Origin of the sequence: Terracoccus sp. 273MFTsu3.1, from assembly GCF_000383675.1 — a bacterium.
In the GTDB taxonomy this organism is placed as follows: domain Bacteria; phylum Actinomycetota; class Actinomycetes; order Actinomycetales; family Dermatophilaceae; genus Terrabacter.
The window spans coordinates 308,328-325,351 of the sequence record NZ_KB911825.1; the positions used below are offsets into that span (position 1 = coordinate 308,328).

General features: G+C 71.7%; 15 protein-coding genes. 6 read left to right on the top strand and 9 right to left on the bottom strand.

All coding sequences use genetic code 11. The features are described from left to right. Positions 1-21: 21 nt before the first annotated feature. The 4 genes from rsmA to metG all read right to left on the bottom strand — a co-directional run bounded on the left by rsmA (position 22) and on the right by metG (position 5,215). A complete protein-coding gene (gene rsmA, locus H283_RS25700) occupies positions 22-945 on the bottom strand; it encodes a 16S rRNA (adenine(1518)-N(6)/adenine(1519)-N(6))-dimethyltransferase RsmA (RefSeq protein WP_020144961.1) in 924 nt (307 codons plus the stop codon). A gap of 144 nt (positions 946-1,089) precedes the next feature. Next, entirely contained in the window at positions 1,090-2,235 is a 1,146-nt protein-coding gene (locus H283_RS0118205; RefSeq protein ID WP_020144962.1) for a resuscitation-promoting factor, read from the bottom strand. Positions 2,236-2,420: 185 nt separating this feature from the next. Then, on the bottom strand, positions 2,421-3,302 hold the full coding sequence (locus H283_RS0118210; RefSeq protein ID WP_020144963.1) for a TatD family hydrolase: 882 nt from the start codon (positions 3,300-3,302) through the stop codon (positions 2,421-2,423). Further along, entirely contained in the window at positions 3,299-5,215 is a 1,917-nt protein-coding gene (metG, locus tag H283_RS0118215; protein ID WP_020144964.1) for a methionine--tRNA ligase, read from the bottom strand. Before metG ends, H283_RS0118210 begins: the two co-directional genes overlap by 4 nt. 137 nt (positions 5,216-5,352) lie before the next feature. On the opposite strand from metG, the gene H283_RS0118220 reads away from it, so the two are divergent. Then, on the top strand, positions 5,353-5,784 hold the full coding sequence (locus tag H283_RS0118220; RefSeq protein WP_020144965.1) for an SRPBCC domain-containing protein: 432 nt from the start codon (positions 5,353-5,355) through the stop codon (positions 5,782-5,784). A gap of 118 nt (positions 5,785-5,902) precedes the next feature. On the opposite strand, the gene H283_RS0118225 is transcribed toward H283_RS0118220, so the two are convergent. Together H283_RS0118225 and rsmI are read right to left on the bottom strand one after the other, a co-directional pair. Next, positions 5,903-6,328 (bottom strand): OsmC family protein, encoded by a 426-nt coding sequence (locus H283_RS0118225; protein WP_020144966.1) that lies wholly within the window; start codon positions 6,326-6,328, stop codon positions 5,903-5,905. A 130-nt stretch (positions 6,329-6,458) separates the two neighbouring features. Then, positions 6,459-7,289, bottom strand: a complete 831-nt coding sequence (gene rsmI / locus H283_RS0118230; protein WP_020144967.1) for a 16S rRNA (cytidine(1402)-2'-O)-methyltransferase — start codon at positions 7,287-7,289, stop codon at positions 6,459-6,461. 196 nt (positions 7,290-7,485) lie between these two features. On the opposite strand from rsmI, the gene ppc reads away from it, so the two are divergent. Continuing rightward, on the top strand, positions 7,486-10,323 hold the full coding sequence (gene ppc, locus H283_RS0118235) for a phosphoenolpyruvate carboxylase (protein WP_020144968.1): 2,838 nt from the start codon (positions 7,486-7,488) through the stop codon (positions 10,321-10,323). Between the two features lie 69 nt (positions 10,324-10,392). On the opposite strand, the gene H283_RS0118240 is transcribed toward ppc, so the two are convergent. After that, positions 10,393-11,358, bottom strand: coding sequence for a YafY family protein (locus H283_RS0118240; protein WP_028785716.1), 966 nt, complete (start codon positions 11,356-11,358; stop codon positions 10,393-10,395). 61 nt (positions 11,359-11,419) lie between these two features. On the opposite strand from H283_RS0118240, the gene H283_RS0118245 reads away from it, so the two are divergent. After that, complete coding sequence (locus H283_RS0118245; RefSeq protein WP_020144970.1) at positions 11,420-11,998, top strand: DinB family protein; 579 nt, start codon at positions 11,420-11,422, stop codon at positions 11,996-11,998. A 14-nt stretch (positions 11,999-12,012) separates the two neighbouring features. After that, positions 12,013-12,621: a DinB family protein gene (locus tag H283_RS0118250; RefSeq protein WP_020144971.1), complete on the top strand. Its 609-nt coding sequence runs from the start codon at positions 12,013-12,015 to the stop codon at positions 12,619-12,621. Between the two features lie 383 nt (positions 12,622-13,004). On the opposite strand, the gene H283_RS0118255 is transcribed toward H283_RS0118250, so the two are convergent. Together H283_RS0118255 and H283_RS0118260 are read right to left on the bottom strand one after the other, a co-directional pair. Then, entirely contained in the window at positions 13,005-13,385 is a 381-nt protein-coding gene (locus tag H283_RS0118255) for a hypothetical protein (RefSeq protein WP_020144972.1), read from the bottom strand. A 58-nt stretch (positions 13,386-13,443) separates the two neighbouring features. Then, entirely contained in the window at positions 13,444-14,181 is a 738-nt protein-coding gene (locus H283_RS0118260) for a dienelactone hydrolase family protein (RefSeq protein WP_020144973.1), read from the bottom strand. Positions 14,182-14,245: 64 nt separating this feature from the next. On the opposite strand from H283_RS0118260, the gene H283_RS0118265 reads away from it, so the two are divergent. Further along, positions 14,246-15,121 carry a CPBP family intramembrane glutamic endopeptidase gene (locus tag H283_RS0118265; protein WP_020144974.1) on the top strand — a complete coding sequence of 292 codons (876 nt, stop codon included), beginning with the start codon at positions 14,246-14,248 and terminating at the stop codon, positions 15,119-15,121. Positions 15,122-15,187: 66 nt separating this feature from the next. Further along, positions 15,188-16,783, top strand: coding sequence for a dolichyl-phosphate-mannose--protein mannosyltransferase (locus tag H283_RS0118270; RefSeq protein ID WP_020144975.1), 1,596 nt, complete (start codon positions 15,188-15,190; stop codon positions 16,781-16,783). The last annotated feature ends 241 nt before the right edge of the window (positions 16,784-17,024 follow it).

Below are 17,024 nucleotides of genomic sequence, written 5' to 3' on the forward strand. Positions count from 1 at the left end.
CTATGGGCCGACCCGCCGGCGTCAGGACGTATGGCCCCGACGGCGTGCGCGCGGCTCGGCAGGACCCACGCCCTCCGGCCGGGCCTCCGCGATGCGCGCGAAGGTCAGGATGTCGAGCTGCTCGCCGCGGGTGCGGGGGTCGACCCCGGCCGTGACGAGCGCCTGCTCGGCAGCGTCGGCGGACCCCGCCCACGACGCGAGCGCCCCACGCAGGGACTTGCGTCGCTGGAGGAACGCGGCGTCGATGCAGCGGAAGACGTCCTCGCGGCTCGCGGTCGTCTTGGGCGGCTTGCGCCGGCGCAGCGCGACGAGGCCCGAGTCGACGTTGGGCGCAGGCCAGAAGACGTTGCGCCCGACCCGACCGGCCAGCTCGACATCGGCGTACCACGCGGCCTTGAGGCTCGGGACGCCGTAGATCTTGCTCCCCGGCTTGGCCGCGAGTCGCTCGGCGACCTCGAGCTGCACCATGACGAGCACACGATCGATCGTCGGGAAGTGCTGGAGGAAGGAGAGCACGACGGGGACCGAGATGTTGTAGGGCAGGTTGGCGACGAGCGCGGTGGGATCGGGGCCGGGGAGCTTCGTGATGGTCAGCGCGTCGGCCGCGACGAGGCGCAGCTTCTCGGCGTTGTCCGGCTGGAGCGAGCGGACCGTCTCCTCGAGCGCGCCGGCGAGCCGCGGGTCGACCTCGACCGCCGTGACGTGCTTGACGACCGGGAGCAGCGCCAGGGTGAGCGAACCGAGCCCGGGCCCGACCTCGACGACGACGTCGTGCGGTCCCACGCCGGCCACCCGGACGATCTTGCGCACCGTGTTGGCGTCGACGACGAAGTTCTGGCCCCACTGCTTCGTCGGCCGCACCTCGAGGCGCTCGGCGAGCTCACGCACCTGCGCCGGCCCGAGGAGCGCGGCATCGTCGACGGCCGGCGCGTCCTTCTTGCTCATGCGCTCACCCTATGGGGCCGTACCCGATGGCGTATGCCGCCGGGCGGGTGTCGAGGTCGCGCCGGCTCGCGCGCCCGCCGGCGAACGGACGAGGCCCCCGACCGTGACGGTCGGGGGCCTCGTGCGGACGTGGGGAGGGTGGGCTCAGCCACAGCTCCACTGAGACGTGCCGTTGTCGGCGTAGACGCGGTTGGCCACGGTGATCTGCTGCTCGCGCGAGGCGAGGTCGGCGCGGGAGGCGAAGTCGCCACCGCCGTAGGCGAGCCACGTGGAGGTGAGGAACTGCAGGCCTCCGTAGTAGCCGTTGCCGGTGTTGATGTGCCAGTTACCGGTCGACTCGCACTGGGCGATGCTGTCCCACATGGCGGCGCGGGCCAGGTTGATGCCCGCACCCGACGTCGAGCCACCGGTGCTGCCGGTGCTGCCCGTGCTCGTCGTGCGCGGCGCCGCGGCCGGGCGGGCCTTGGAGCCGACGAGCAGGATGCGGTCGACGGGCGCCTTGGTGACCTTCGAGGAGATCTCCTTGGTGGAGACGACCTTGCCGTCGACGACGGTGGTGCGGACCGTGACGGTGCGCACGCCGGCGACACCGGCACGCGAGACCTTGGTCTGGTCGACGTAGAGGTCGCTCGTCTTCTTCTTCGTCGTGCCGAAGGCGATGGACTCGTTGACCTTCTTGTCCTTGGTCTGCACGCGCTGGACGGCGATCCTGGCACCCGAGGTCAGGCGGGTCGTGACGGGCGGGTTGACCTTGTCGGTCTTGCCGACCCGGACGCCGAGCTGCGTCAGCGCCTCGCCGACGGTGGCCGCGGCGAGGGTCTTCTTCGTCGTCTTGCCGTCGACGACGACCGTGACGGCCTTCGGGGTGACGATGCTGACGGTCAGGCCCTGGCGACCGATGGTCTGCGAGCGCGAGACGGACAGACGTGCGCCCTCACCGCGGAGGCCGAGCGCGAGGAGCGCTCCGTCGACCGTGGTCTCGGTCGTGCGCAGCTGTCGCGTCTTGCCGTCGACCGTGAGGGTCAGCAGGCGGGCGTACTTGACGGTGATCGTGTCGCCGTCGCTGATGGGGGCGTCCGCGGCAGGGACGACGACGTCGCCCGGCTTGACCGTGATCCCCTGGCTGTCGAGGACGTCGCCGACCGTGCTGCCGAAGACGTGGGCCGAGCTGGCCGTGCCGTCGACGGAGAGGTTGACGGCCTTGTCGAGCTGGGTCGCGCCGACGGCGCCACCGGTGAGGACGACGGCCGCGCCAGCGGCGGCCAGGATCTTGGCGTTGCGAGAAATCAAAACACTCCGAACGTCGAACGACCCGGGTGCAACGCGCTCTCGATCCGTCCTCCTCACGTCGTCGGAAGGAGGTCGATGCGGGGTGGCAACCGGCCAACAGTCGTCCACAGTGACCGACACACCACGGAAAGGTCAAATTTCGGTAACGGAGACCGGTGTCGGTGGACGCGACGTTCGGCGGTGCGCTAGGCGGTTTGCCCGGTTCGCTCCGCGCCCCACGGGCCGTAGACCCGTTCGCTGTTCTCCGAGACCGCGCGACACAGCGCGGGGACGTCGATGTTGAGCACCGCGGCCATCGCCCGGACCGTCACGGGCACGAGGAACGAGGCGTTCGTGGCGCCCCGGTGCGGGGCCGGGGCGAGGTAGGGCGCGTCGGTCTCGACGAGGATGCGGTCGAGCGGGATCGCGGTCAGCGCGTCGCGCAGGCCGCGCGCGTTCTTGAAGGTCACGGTGCCCGCGAAGCTGAGGTAGTAGCCCCGGTCGACGCACTCGCGCGCCATCGTCAAGTCGCCGGAGAAGCAGTGGAGCACGGTGTGCTCGGGGGCCCCCTCCTCCTCGAGGATCCGGAGCACGTCGGCGTGGGCGTCGCGGTCGTGGATCTGCAGGGCCTTGCCGAGCCGCTTCGCGAGGTCGATGTGCCAGCGGAAGCCGTCCTGCTGCACCGGCACCCCCTCGGGGCCGGTGCGGAAGTAGTCGAGACCGGTCTCACCGATGACGCGGACGCGGTCGTGGGCGGCGCAGCGCTCCACCTCGGCGTACGCCTCCTCGAGCCGACCGTTCGCCGCGAGGCGTGGAACCTCGTTGGGGTGCAAGGCGATTCCGCCGACCAGCTCGTCATGGGTGTCGATCGCGTCCATGGTGAAGCGGATCCCGTCGAGGTCGCACCCGACCTGGACGAGACGGGTCACACCGACGGCGCGGGCGGCCTTGATCGCGTCGGCGACGTCGAACGGCTCGTCGCCCTCGCGCGTGATGTCGAGGTGGACGTGGTTGTCGACGACGTCGATGGGCAGCGGGTCCGGCGCCGTCTCCGGCAGGCCCCGCTGCCCCGACGCGTGCGGGGTCATGCGGTCGGCGCCTCGGCGCCGGTGGCGCTCCCGGCGCCCCGACCGGCCCCCTTCGGCGCACTCATCTTCGGCGCCGCGAGCGGGTCGGTGTGGTGGCGCGTGCCACCCGGCGCGCTGTCGCCGAGGCGAGCGCGCTCGTCCTCGACGACCTGCTCGGCGTCGAGCTTGACGAAGACGCCGGACGGCTTGGCGACGGGCGTCCCGACGACGACGGGGCGCGACTCCCACCGAGGTGTCGCGGAGTACTCGCCGGTGATGACGGGATAGCTCCGGGCGTCGTCGTCGAGGTCGGGGACGACCTCCAGACGAGGCATCGGCATGAACTCGCCCTCGCCGCCGAGGACGGCATGGACGCGGTTTGCGGCGTGGGGCAGGAAGGGTGAGATCAGCGTATTGATATCTGAGACGGCCTGGGCCAGCGTGTGCAGCACGGTGGAGAGACGCTCGCGCTGGTCGTCGCCCTTGAGCTTGAAGGGCTCGGTCTTCGAGACGTAGGCGTTGGCCTCCCCCACGACCCGCATGACCTCGGCGAGGGCGGCCTTCTGTCGGTGCCGCTCGAGCGAGCCGCCGACGGTCGCGAAAGCACCCCGCACGGTGCTCAGCAGCTCCTCGTCGACGGGCTCGACGGCATACGCCCTCGGGATCTCGCCGAAGCTCTTGGCGATCATCGCCGCCGTGCGGTTGACGAGGTTGCCCCAGCCGGCGACGAGCTCGCTGTTGTTGCGCTGGACGAACTCGGCCCAGGAGAAGTCTGCGTCTTGGTTCTCGGGGCCCGCCGCGCAGATGAAGTAGCGGATCGGGTCGGGTCCGTAGCGCGCGACGATGTCCTGGACGTAGATGACGTGCTTGCGGCTCGTCGAGAACTGCTTGCCCTCGAGGGTGAGGAACTCCGAGGCCACGACCTCGGTGGGCAGGTTGAGCACGCCGTACTCCCCCGGCTCGCCACCCTTGTCACCCTTGCCGGCGTAGCCGAGGAGCTCGGCGGGCCAGATCTGGCTGTGGAAGGTGATGTTGTCCTTGCCCTGGAAGTAGTAGGACACGGCCGACGGGTCGTTCCACCACTCGCGCCAGCGCTCGGGCGCACCGACCCGGCGGGCCCACTCGATGGAGGCGGAGAGGTAGCCGATGACGGCGTCGAACCAGACGTAGAGCCGCTTGCTCGGGTTGTCCTCCCAGCCCTCGAGCGGAACGGGGATGCCCCAGTCGATGTCGCGGGTCATGGCGCGGGGGCGGACGTCCTTGAGGAGGTTCTCGGAGAACTTGATGACGTTGGGGCGCCACGTGCCCGACGCCTCCCGGCCCGCGAGCCACTCGCCGAGCGCACCCGCGAGAGCCGGCAGGTCGAGGAAGAAGTGCTGAGTCTCGATGAATTCGGGCGTCTCGCCGTTGATCTTGCTGCGCGGGTTGATCAGCTCGTCGGCGTCGAGCTGGTTGCCGCAGTTGTCGCACTGGTCGCCGCGGGCCTCGGGGAAGCTGCAGATCGGGCAGGTGCCCTCGATGTAGCGGTCGGGCAGGGTGCGGCCGGTCGACGGGCTGATCGCGCCGCGCGTCGTCTGCTCGATCATGTAGCCGTTGGCGTGGACCTGCCGGAACATCTCCTGCACGACGGCGTAGTGGTTGCGGGTCGTCGTGCGGGTGAAGAGGTCGTAGGACAGGCCGAGGTCGGCGAGGTCCTGGGCGATGACGGCGTTGTACTTGTCGACGAGCTCCTGCGGCGTCAGCCCCTCCTCCTCGGCGAGGACGAGAATGGGCGTGCCGTGCTCGTCGGTGCCGGAGACCATGAGGACGTCGTGTCCGGCCATCCGCATGTACCTGCTGAAGACGTCGGAGGGCACGCCGAAACCGGCCACGTGGCCGATGTGGCGCGGGCCGTTGGTGTACGGCCAGGCGACGGCAGACAGGACATGGCTCATGGCGAGCAATCCTAGGCGGGCCCGTGGCGCCGCCGCGCGGGAGTATGCCGTGGGCCCGGCTCGGCCGCCCGGGAGCGGTCGCGCTGCTGTCGGCTTCCTTCTAGCGCGAGGAGTCCTCCGGCGGGTACGACAGAGACATGACTGGACACATCGCACAGGCAGAGGTCATCGTCGACGCGCCGCCGCGTGCCGTCTGGGGCGCGCTGACGGAGCCGGACCGGGTGAGGTCGTGGATGGCCGGCACCACCCTGACCACCGACTGGCAGGTCGGCAGTCCCATCACCTGGCAGGGCGAGATGGACGGCAAGCCCTACGAGGACAAGGGCGAGGTGCTCGAGGTCGAGGAGGGGCACCGCCTCTCGATGACGCACTACAGCCCGCTCATGGGCCAGGAGGACCGGCCCGAGAACTACCACACCGTCACCTACACGCTGACCCCGACGAGGGACGGGCGCACCACGCTGGCGCTCGAGCAGGACGGCAACGACTCGCAGGAGCAGGCGGACCAGTTCTCGCAGAGCTGGCAGGGCATGCTCGAGTCCCTCAAGTCGACCGTCGAGTCGGGCTGACGATCGTCGTCCTCACGAACCACCCACCACGCCAACGGAATCGGCGCCGACCCGGACGGGTCGGCGCCGATGGCGTCCAGCGGTGGCGGCTCAGCCGAGGCGGCCCAGCCGAGACGGCTCAGCCGAGGCGGGCCTCGAGCGAGATCGGCACGGCCTTGAGCGCCTGGCTCACGGGGCAGTTGGCCTTGGCGTCCTCGGCAGCGGCCTGGAAGTCCTCGGCCGAGATGCCGGGCACGTCGCCGACGACGCTGAGCGCGATCTCGGTGATGCCCGTGCCGGGGACGAACGTGACGTTCGCCGTGGTGTCGAGCGTCGTCGGGGGTGTGCCGGCCTTCGCGAGACCGTTCGACAACGCCATCGAGTAGCACGAGGAGTGCGCGGCGGCGATGAGCTCCTCGGGGCTCGTCCTGCCGTTGGCCGACTCCGCGCGCGAGGGCCAGTTGACCTCGTAGGTGCCGATGCCCGAGCTCTCGAGGCTGACCTGGCCGGAGCCCTCGAAGAGCGAGCCCTCCCAGTGCGTGCTGGCGGTGCGAGTGGTGCCCATGCCTTGCTCCTTCGCTGTGCAGTCGACTCGGCCGGACGGTCGCCGGCCTCCGAAGGGGGAACGAGAGCAGCCTTGCCCGCTGTTCCCCCGGAGGCAAGGGGTTCGCCTGTCGAGACGCCCCGGCGGGCGGTCAGCGAGCTGCGAGCGACGCGTCGTAGAGCGCCTTCTTGGACAGGCCCGTGCGGGACGCGACGTCGGCGGCGACGTCCTTGAGCCGCTCCCCCGCGTCGACCCGCGTGCGTATGCCGGCCACGGCCTCCTCGAGGGACGGCACCACCCGCTCGGCACCGGCCACGACGACGGTGATCTCGCCCTTGACGCCGCCCTCGGCCCACTCGACGAGCTCGCCGAGCGTGCCGCGTCGGACCTCCTCGTAGGTCTTCGTCAGCTCGCGGCACACGGCGGCCCGGCGGTCGGGGCCGAAGGCGTCGCGCATCGCGGCGAGCGTCTCCGGGAGCCGGTGCGGCGCCTCGAAGAAGACGATGGTGCGCCGCTCGTCGGCCACCTCGGCGAGGACCTTCGCCTTCTCGCCCGGCTTGCGCGGGAGGAAGCCGTCGAAGCAGAAGCGGTCGACCGGGAGGCCCGAGACCGCCAGCGCCATGAGGACCGCGCTCGGACCGGGGACGCACGTCACGCGTACGCCTGCGTCGACCGCGGCGGCGACGAGGCGGTAGCCGGGGTCGGAGACGGACGGCATACCGGCGTCGGTGACCACGACGACGCGCTCGCCGGCCACGAGCCGGGCGACGAGGTCGGGCGTGCGGGCGGCCTCGTTGTGCTCGTGGTAGCTGACGACCGACCCGGTCGGGGTGACGGCGAGGTCGGTGAGCAGGCGGCGCAGGCGACGGGTGTCCTCGGCCGCAACGACGTCGGCGGTGGCGAGCTCCTGCCCCAGTCGGGGTGCCGCGTCCCGTGGGTCGCCGATCGGGGTGGCCGCGAGGACGAGGGTGCCGGTGGTCATGCCGTCATCCTCGCAGGGCACCGACGTGCCCCGTCGCGACCGTGCGTCACGACAACCCGCCACGTGGCAGCTCGTCGCGGCCCCGAGCCGCTGGGGCCCTCGACAACCGTCCACGTGGTGGACTTCGGTGTCCACGGGATGGTCCCCATCGTGGACTCGAAACGCCGACGAAACCTCGACGCGGTACGACAGACCCATGACGAGCCAGGGCCCCGCCACCACCGAGCAGCTCCTCGAGGCCGACCGGCGCGAGCCGAACGCGGCGACGTTCGCCTCCGGCGTCTCGTCGGCGCAGCAGCACGCCGCCCTCCGCGCGTCCGTGCGGCAGCTGGGCGCGCTGCTCGGCGAGGCCCTCGAACGCCACGAGGGCGCCGACCTGCTCGCGCTCGTCGAGAAGGTGCGCGGGCTGGCCCGCGAGCCCGAGGACGACGAGCTGCGGGCGCTCCTCGAGGGCGTCGACGCCCCGACCGCCGTCGTGCTGGCCCGGGCCTTCACGGCCTACTTCCAGCTCGTCAACGTCACCGAGCAGCTGCACCGCTGGCAGGAGCTGAGCGCCGTCGAGCAGACCCCGCTGGAGGCGACGGTCGGGCGCATCGGTGCCGCGCTCGAGGCCGGCACCCTGCAGCGCGACGAGCTCGAGTCGATACTCGGCCGGCTGGAGTACCGCCCCGTCTTCACGGCGCACCCCACCGAGGCGACGCGACGCACGGTCCTCAACCTGCTCCGCCGGATCGCCGTGACCGTCGACGAGCTCGAGGACCCGCGCCGTCCCGTCTCCGACGGACCGCGCGCCGAGCGCCGGTTGGCCGAGCTCGTCGACATGATGTGGCAGACCGACGAGCTGCGGATCGTCCGGCCCGAGCCGACCGACGAGGCCCGCACGGCCATGCACACGCTCCGCTTCCTCGCCGACCAGGTGGTGCCCGACCTGCTCGCCGAGCTCGACCGGACGCTCGCCGGCATCGGCGTCGAGCTGCCGCCGTCGGCCCGGCCGCTGCGTTTCGGCGCCTGGGCCGGCGGCGACCGGGACGGCAACCCCAACGTCACGCCCGAGGTGACCCTCGCGGTCATCGGCATGCAGCACGACGCCGGCCTCGCCGAGCTCGTCGAGAAGCTCGACCACATGCTCCACGAGCTGTCGTCGTCGACCCGCTTCGTCGAGGTCAGCGACGCTCTGCGCGAGAGCCTCGAGCGCGACGCCGAGGCCCTGCCGGTGACGTATGCCGCGGTGCGCCGCCTCAACGCGGAGGAGCCCTACCGCCTCAAGCTCAGCTTCGTGCGCGTCCGGCTGCTGCGCACGCGCGACCGCCTGACGCACGGGACCGCGCACGAGCCCGGCCGCGACTACGCGGGCTTCGACGAGCTGCTCGACGACCTCGTCCTCATGCGCGACTCGATGCTCGCGGCCGGCGACACGCTCACGGCGGACGGTGCGATCCTGCGCCTCATCCGCGCGGCCGTCGCCACCGGCACCGGCCTCGCGACCCTCGACGTGCGCGAGCACAGCGCGAAGCACCACGCGGCCCTCGCCGACCTCTACGACCGCATCGGCGGCCTCGACACGCCCTACGGCGAGCTCGACCACGCAGCACGCATCACGGTGCTGTCCCGCGAGATGGCCTCGCGCCGTCCGCTCACCGGTGTCGGCGTCCACGACGTCGGCGAGGCCGCGCAGGCGTCCCTCTCGCTCATGGCGGCGATCGGGCGAGCGCTCGACACCTACGGCCCCGAGGCGATCGAGACCTACATCGTGTCGATGACCCACGACGTCGACGACCTCTTCGCCGTCGTCGTCCTGGCCCGCGAGGCAGGGCTCGTCGACACGGGCACCGACTCGACCCCGGCCACCGCGCGCATCGGCTTCGCGCCGCTCTTCGAGACCGTCGCCGAGCTCGAGGCCGCCGGGCCGCTCCTCGACGCGCTGCTGTCCGACCCCTCCTACCGTCGCGTCGTCGCGGCCCGCGGCGACGTGCAGGAGATCATGCTCGGCTACTCCGACTCGTCGAAGGACGCCGGGATCGCCGCCTCGCAGTGGCAGATCCACCGGGCCCAGCGGGCGCTGCGCGACGTCGCCCGCCAGCACGGCGTCGTCCTGAGGCTCTTCCACGGCCGCGGCGGCTCGGTCGGGCGCGGCGGCGGTCCGACGGGCGAGGCGATCCTCTCCCAGCCCTACGGCAGCCTCGACGGCCCGATCAAGATCACCGAGCAGGGCGAGGTCATCAGCGACAAGTACACCCTGCCGGGACTCGCGCGCTTCAACCTCGAGGTCGCCCTCGCCGCGGTGCTCGAGGCCTCGGTCCTGCACCGGAGGTCGCTGCTCCCCCAGGACGTCCTCGACGGCTGGAACGGCACGATGGACCTCGTCGCGGGGCGTGGCCAGGACGCGTACCGGTCGCTCGTGCGCGACCCCGGGCTCGTCCCCTTCTTCGTGTCGGCGACGCCGGTGGACGAGCTGGGCAAGATGAACATCGGCTCGCGGCCGTCGAAGCGCCCCGGCGGCGAGGGTGGCCTGGAGGACCTCCGAGCGATCCCGTGGGTCTTCGGCTGGACCCAGTCGCGGATCATCCTGCCGGGCTGGTTCGGCGTCGGCTCCGGTCTCGCCGCGGCTCGCGAGGACGGGCGCGAGAAGACGCTGCGCGAGATGTACGGCTCGTGGGCCTTCTTCCGCACGTTCCTGTCCAACGTCCAGATGACGCTGGCCAAGTCGGACCTCGACATCGCCGCCGGCTACGTCCGGGCCCTCGTGCCCGACGATGTCGCCGGGGTCTTCGACACGATCCGCGAGGAGCACGCGCGGACGGTCGAGGAGGTGCTGCGGGTCACCGGCCAGAAGGAGCTGCTCGAGGCGGCCCCCGTCCTGCGCCGCACGCTCGACCTGCGCGACAGCTACCTCGCCCCGCTCCACGCGCTCCAGACCTCGCTCCTCGCGCGGTCACGTGCGGTCCCCGATGACGTCGAACCGGACGGGGACGTGCAGCGCGCGCTGCTGCTGACCATCAACGGCATCGCTGCGGGCCTGCGCAACACCGGCTGAGGCATGGGTTCCGGCCCGCGGTTGATTCGGCCGCGTAGGCCGCCCTCCCCGGCGAGAGCTCGTGCTCGGTCAGGTGATGGCGCGGAGCATCCGAGCCGCCTGCTCGCGCATGACCTCGCGCAGCTCGGGTGGGTCGAGGACGGTCATCTCCCACGGCAGCGCGCCGAGGTGCATCGCCATCGCGCCGAGGTGGTTGCCGCCGGCCTCGAAGATGCAGCGGTCCGGACCGTCTGCCGTGACGGTGCCGACAGATGGCGGGACCTGCTGGTCCACCGCTGACTTCGGCGCCTCGATCCGCACGCGCGCGACGTGGTCGTAGGCGTCACGGCTGATGGCCCGCTGCACGTGCTCGGCGGCATCCGGCGCGTCGTCGCGCGGGCGGAAGCGCCAGCCGCGGGTCTCGGCGTCGGCCATCCGGTCGAGCCGGAAGGTGCGCCAGTCCTCGCGGTCGAGGTCGTAGGCGAGCAGGTACCAGCGGCGTCCGGTGGCCACGAGGCGGTAGGGCTCGACGCGGCGTTCCCCCGAACCGCGCGGGCCGGCATACGCGAAGGTGACCCGCTCCGTCTCGCGGCAGGCGCGGGCGAGCAGCAGGAGGGTCGCGGCGTCGACGGGCGCCGCGCCACTGTCGAGGGTCACCGTGGCCTCGTGGATGGCCTCGACCTGCGCGCGGAGCCGCCCCGGCAGCACCTGGTCGAGCTTGGCGAGCGTGCGCACCGCCGCCTCCCCGAGCCCCTCGACCGTGCCACCGGCAGCGAGCCGGAGGCACACGGCCACCGCGACCGCCTCCGTGTCGTCGAGCAGCAGCGGCGGCAGGCGGCGCCCGGCGCCGAGCTGGTAGCCGCCACCGGCTCCGTGCGCCGCGTTCACGGGGTAGCCGAGGTCGCGCAGCCGCTCGACGTCGCGGCGCACGCTGCGGGTCGTGACACCCAGGCGGTCGGCGAGCTCGGTGCCGCTCCAGACGGGCCGGCTCTGGAGCAGGTCGAGCAGCCGCAGCACCCGCGCCGTCGTGCCGTTGCGATCGCTTGTCGTGGACATGACCGCAGTCTGCCAGCCACTGCGGACAGTTTCTGTCCTATATGGCTGACACCATCGATTCATGACAGCAACGACGAAGACCACGATCGACTGGAGCGAGACGCTCGTCGAGCAGGCCGACTGGCACTGGCAGCACCAGCTGCGCGCCCGCTTCGACGGGCTCACCGACGAGGAGTACCTCTGGGAGCCCACCCCCGGCGCCTGGAACGTCCATCGCCGGGGCGAGGGCAGCACCGAGATGCAAGGCGGCACCGGCGCGATGACGATCGACTGGGCGTACCCCGCCCCCGAGCCCGCGCCAGTGACGACGATCGCGTGGCGGCTCGCCCACATCATCGTCGGCGTGCTCGGCGCGCGCGCCCACAACCACTTCGGCGCCCCCGAGGCCGACTACCTCACGTTCGACTACGCCGCGACGGCCGACCAGGCCCTCGTACAGCTCGACAGCGCGTATGGCGCCTGGTTCGACGGCGTGCGCGGCTGGGGCGCCGACGGGCTGGTGGAGCCGTGCGGCCCGGCCGAGGGCCCTTTCAGCGATGCGTCGCGGGCCACGCTCGTGCTCCACATCAACCGGGAGCTCATCCACCACGGAGCCGAGGTCGCCCTGCTCCGTGACCTCTACGCCCACCGCAACGACTGAGAGAAGGACCCGACATGGCAGCCCACGTCCCACCCGTCGCCGACGAGCGCGAGAGTCTCATCGCCTACCTCGACCAGCAGCGCGACGCCTTCGCCACCGTGGCCTTCGGCCTCACCGAGGACCAGATCCGCCTCGCGCCGACTGCGGGCACCCTCAGCATCGGGGGACTCGTCAAGCACGTCACCACGTGCGAGCGTGGCTGGACCGAGCGGATGGCTGCGGCGCCCGAGGCGCCGGCCCCGCCGGACCGGTCCCTCGAGGAGCAGGCCACCGCCTGGGGCGACGACTTCCGCGTCACCGATGCCGACTCGCTCGAGTCGCTCCTGGCCGCGCTCGCGGCCCAGGGCGACACGACCCGCGAGGTGCTCCGACGGGCCGACCTCGGAGCCGCCGTGCCGGTGCCGCGCGATGCCCCGTGGTTCCCTCGGGACGTCGACGCGTGGTCGGTGCGCTGGGTCGCGATGCACCTCGTCGAGGAGCTCGCCCGGCACGCGGGGCACGCCGACATCGTGCGTGAGTCGATCGACGGCGCGACGATGTACGAGCTCGTGGCCGCCCGGGAGGGCTGGCCCGAGACGCCGTGGCTCACGCCGTGGCGGCCGGCGGCCCAGAGCAGCGCCTGACCCGAGTTCCGTTGCAGCACAAGGCTGGCAGCACAAAGGCGAAGGGCCCTTGGGAGTATGAGTCTCAAGGGCCCTTCTGGTTGATCGGTCGATGGTGACGCTCCCGATCGACTCCTCGTCGTCTTGGGTCCCGGCCGCCTCGTCACCCGGCTGCCGCAGTGGGTTGCCCCACCGTGTGGACCCTCGTCTCCGAGTTGTCCCGCTCTCCCCGAGGGGAGGGCGTGAGAGATTTCTATCCCGCACCGACGGGGTCCGCAAGGGCTTTCGCCAAACATTTCCGCGGTCCACAGGCCAGCGGCGTGTCGTCCACAGGAAGGGTCCGTTTCTCCACCGGTTGCACGCAGCGGTGCACAGCTTGTGCACCACCCCTGTGGACGGCGGGCTCAGCCGCGGGACCCGCCCGACTCGTCGAGAACGGCTCGCAGGAGGGCGATCCCGGCCGCCGCGTCCCGGGCCCGCTCGCGGTCCCCGGCGGCGGCATACGCGGCCTCCGCCTCGACGAGCGACCGCACCTCGGCGGCCACGAGCGAGCGCTCGGTGGCGTCGTCGAGCCGACGGCGCTCGGCCTCCGTCACCCCGAGCCCCACGGCCGCCCCGGCCACGTCGGCCGACGTCGCGACGGCTCGGCCGTCGTCGACCGGCACGGCCTCGGCGTTCTCGATAGCGGCCACGGCGGTGCGCAGCACGCTGGCGGCCGCCCGGTCGCGCTCGCGCATGGCCGTCATCAGTCGGGAGCGCAGGACGGTGCAGAGTGCCGATGACATGCCGAGACCGTATGCCGCTGTCGGCCTTGTGCGCCAAGGAGTTTCGCCCCAGCTGAGCTCAGTCCCGCGGACGAAGCCGCTCCTGGAAGAAGTCGCGGACGGCCGCCACGGCCTCCGGGTGCTTGTGGTCCGTGAGCGTCGCATGGTCGTGACCGTCGAGCTCGACCGCGATGAAGCCGTCGCCGAGCTCACGCCGCAGCGTCTCGAACCGCGTGCCCGTGGCCCAGTCACCGCGGTAGCGGACACCGAGCACCGGGCACCCCTGCGCGACGCGGCGTCGCACCACCTCGAGGTCCGCAGCCGCCAGGTTGATGTCTGCAGCCCGCTGTCGTCCGAGCGGCAGCGGTGTCGCCGGCTGGGCGACGACGGGCGCCACCACGACGGGGTCGACCATCATCGCGAGCGCGAAACCGCCGGTCACGCACATGCCGATCGCACCCACTCCCGGGCCGCCCGCGCGGCGGTGCAGGTCCCGCGCGAGGGCACGGAGCCACCCGGCAAGCGGTGCCGTGCGACCGGTCGCGAACATCGTGAACTCGCGGGTGACGCAGAGCCGCGGCACGACGCGGAGCGCCTCCCACGTGTGCGGTGGTGCGTGCGACGAGCCGAACAGGTGCGGCAGCGTCACGGTGAAGCCGTCCTCGACGAGCTCGTCACCGAGCTCGATGACCTCCGGCGTCAGGCCCGGGCTCTCGTGCACGACGACGATCCCCGGCCCCTCGCCACGCTCGTAGACGGGGTAGGCGAAGCCGTCCGCGGTGAACTCCCCGCCTGCCCAGCCCGCCAGCAACGACATGCACAGACCCTACGGCGGTCGGCGCTCCCGTGGGCGGAGTCCACCGCGCGACTACAGTGACGCCATGTCGAGCGACGCCGGTGCGGCACCGACCGAGGCCCCAGCCCCCGTCGGCAGCGCCCTCTCGCGGTTCCTGTCCCGGCCGTCGCCACGGGACCCGTCGCCCGTCACCGATCCGGCCGCGCGGCGCGGTCTCCGCTGGGAGACCGTCCTCGTCCTCGGCGTCAGTCTCGGCTCCTCGGCCGTCTACGCCGTCCTCAGCATCATCGAGAAGCTGACGCGCCTGGTCCCGCTGTCACAGCAGACGACGGCCATGAACCAGTCGGCCACGCCGGGACGTCCCTGGCTCGACCTCGCCTACCAGCTGGCCGGCATCGTCCTGCCGCTCGTCGCCGTCGCCCTGGCGCTCTACCTGCTCAACCAGGTCCGCAGGCCCGCCGTCGACGTGCGGGCAGGCCACTTCGTCGGCCTCGACCGCCGCGAGCCCGGCCGAGACCTGCTCCGCGGCCTCGGCCTCGCCGCCGTCATCGGCATCCCGGGACTCGGCTTCTACTTCCTCGCCAAGGCGATCGGCATCAACACCCAGGTGTCGGCAGCGAACCTCGAGGCGGTGTGGTGGTCGGCTCCCGTGCTCGTCCTCGCGGCCATCGAGAACGCCCTCCTCGAGGAGGTCATCATGGTCGGCTACCTCTTCACGCGGTGGCGCCAGACCGGGTGGTCGTGGCCGCTCGTCATCGGGCTCTCGGCCCTGATCCGCGGCAGCTACCACCTCTACCAGGGCTTCGGCGGCTTCGCCGGCAACATCGTCATGGGGCTCGTCCTCGGCCTCGTCTTCGTACGCACCCGACGCGTCATGCCCCTCGTCGTGTGCCATGCCGTGCTCGACACCGTGGCCTTCGTCGGCTACTCCGTGCTGCGGGCGCGCGGGGTCTCGATCTGACCGTCCTGCGGGCCGCCGTCGGAGCGCTGCGCGGCCCACCCAGCCCCACTGCATACGATGGCGCCCATGAACTCGGCCAGACAGGTGCGCGCTCGCCTGCTCGGGGACCCGGCCGACGACTACCGGCTGACCCGCCGCACTGCCGGTCGCATCGCGTGGCTCGGCTGGGCCGGGCCGCTCTTCTTCATGCTCGTCGGTGGCTTCATGCGCTTCTGGCACGTCGGCGCCCCGCACCAGCTGATCTTCGACGAGACGTACTACGTCAAGCAGGGCTGGTCGATGGTCCTGTACTGGTTCGAGATGAAGAACGACGACGTGCTGCAGCAGGCCAAGGTGGTCGACCAGCACTTCACCGCCAACGACCCGATGGTCTACGGCACCGAGGGCGACTTCGTCGTGCACCCACCCGTCGGGAAGTGGCTCATCGGCTGGGGCGAGGCGCCGTTCGGCATCCTCAACTCCTTCGGCTGGCGCTTCGCCGTCGCGCTCGCCGGCACGATCTCGATCTTCATGCTCGGTCGCATCGCCCGCCGGCTCTTCCGCTCCGACCTGCTCGGCACCGTCGCGGCCGCGCTCCTCGCCTTCGAGGGCCACCACTTCGTCCACTCGCGCACCGGCCTGCTCGACATCTTCGTCATGTTCTTCGGGCTCGCCGCGTTCGGAGCCCTGCTCATCGACCGCGACAGGACGCGAGAGGTGCTGGCCCTCAAGGTCGGTGACCGCGCCCGGGCCGCGACCTCGTGGTTGGGACCGTGGCTCGGCTGGCGCCCCTGGCGGTGGGTCGCGGGCATCATGCTCGGTCTCTCGGCCGGCGTGAAGTGGTCGGGGCTCTACTTCCTCGTCTTCTTCGGGCTGCTCACCGTGCTCTGGGACATCGGGGCGCGCCGAGCCGCCGGCGTGCGCGGCTGGTCGGTCGGCGGCGTCGTCAAGGACGGACCGTACGCGTTCGTGCAGCTCGTCCTCACCACCGTCGTCACGTACGTCGCGAGCTGGACCGGCTGGATCCTCACGAAGGGCGGCTCGTTCCGCACGTGGGCCCAGAACAACCCCGACACCGACCACGGCTGGCTGCCCGACTGGTGGCGGTCCCTCTGGGCCTACCACCAGCAGATGTATGCGTCGACGCAGGCGATCACGAGCTCCCACCCGTACCAGACCAACCCGTGGTCCTGGCTCATCCAGGGCCGGCCGACGTCCTTCTTCTACGAGGGCCCGAAGAAGGGCGCCGACGGGTGCCTCGTCGACCAGTGCAGCAAGGCGATCACCTCGATCGGCACCGTCTCGATCTGGTGGGGAGCGACGCTCGCGATCTTCGTCCTGCTCTTCATGTGGGCGCTGCGGCGCGACTGGCGGGCCGGCGCGATCCTCTGCGCTCTCTTCGCCGGCTACCTGCCGTGGTTCTTCCTCGGCAACCGGACGATCTACTCGTTCTACGAGGTCGCGTTCGTGCCCTACGTCGTGCTCGCCTGCGTCTACGTCCTCGGGCTCGTCGTCGGCGGCCGCGACGTCTCACCGACGCGCCGCCGCATCGGCTACGGCGTCATGGGCGCGTTCGTGCTCGTCACCATCGGCCTCTTCGCGTTCTTCCACCCGATCTACGTGGCCGACGTCATCCCGCTGTCGGAGTGGCAGGCTCGGATGTGGTTCCCCAGCTGGGTCTGAACCCGCGGCGGCCGGCCGTGGCCGAGGGGGGGACGGCTGCCGGAGGCGCCGGTCCTCGGTCACAACCGGTCAGTGCGCGACCCGGACCAACGGGGCAGAACGGTCTACTCTGAACGGTGCACCACCGTTCATCTGACCCATCCCTCGGACCCACCGTCTGCTAGAGGTACGGCCGGCGCCCACGCCCGGTTCGGGAGCAGGTGAGGAGACCCCTCAGCTGCGGACGAGAGCGCGGAAGACC

Bases quoted from the DNA above. Each gene is read 5' to 3' on its own strand.
- rsmI (WP_020144967.1), bottom strand. From the start codon at position 7,289: ATGACCACCGGCACCCTCGTCCTCGCGGCCACCCCGATCGGCGACCCA.
- H283_RS0118240 (WP_028785716.1), bottom strand. From the start codon at position 11,358: ATGTCCACGACAAGCGATCGCAACGGCACGACGGCGCGGGTGCTGCGG.
- H283_RS0118255 (WP_020144972.1), bottom strand. From the start codon at position 13,385: ATGTCATCGGCACTCTGCACCGTCCTGCGCTCCCGACTGATGACGGCC.
- metG (WP_020144964.1), bottom strand. From the start codon at position 5,215: ATGAGCCATGTCCTGTCTGCCGTCGCCTGGCCGTACACCAACGGCCCG.
- H283_RS0118250 (WP_020144971.1), top strand. From the start codon at position 12,013: ATGGCAGCCCACGTCCCACCCGTCGCCGACGAGCGCGAGAGTCTCATC.
- rsmA (WP_020144961.1), bottom strand. From the start codon at position 945: ATGAGCAAGAAGGACGCGCCGGCCGTCGACGATGCCGCGCTCCTCGGG.
- H283_RS0118210 (WP_020144963.1), bottom strand. From the start codon at position 3,302: ATGACCCCGCACGCGTCGGGGCAGCGGGGCCTGCCGGAGACGGCGCCG.
- H283_RS0118270 (WP_020144975.1), top strand. From the start codon at position 15,188: ATGAACTCGGCCAGACAGGTGCGCGCTCGCCTGCTCGGGGACCCGGCC.
- H283_RS0118265 (WP_020144974.1), top strand. From the start codon at position 14,246: ATGTCGAGCGACGCCGGTGCGGCACCGACCGAGGCCCCAGCCCCCGTC.
- H283_RS0118220 (WP_020144965.1), top strand. From the start codon at position 5,353: ATGACTGGACACATCGCACAGGCAGAGGTCATCGTCGACGCGCCGCCG.
- H283_RS0118245 (WP_020144970.1), top strand. From the start codon at position 11,420: ATGACAGCAACGACGAAGACCACGATCGACTGGAGCGAGACGCTCGTC.
- ppc (WP_020144968.1), top strand. From the start codon at position 7,486: ATGACGAGCCAGGGCCCCGCCACCACCGAGCAGCTCCTCGAGGCCGAC.
- H283_RS0118260 (WP_020144973.1), bottom strand. From the start codon at position 14,181: ATGTCGTTGCTGGCGGGCTGGGCAGGCGGGGAGTTCACCGCGGACGGC.
- H283_RS0118225 (WP_020144966.1), bottom strand. From the start codon at position 6,328: ATGGGCACCACTCGCACCGCCAGCACGCACTGGGAGGGCTCGCTCTTC.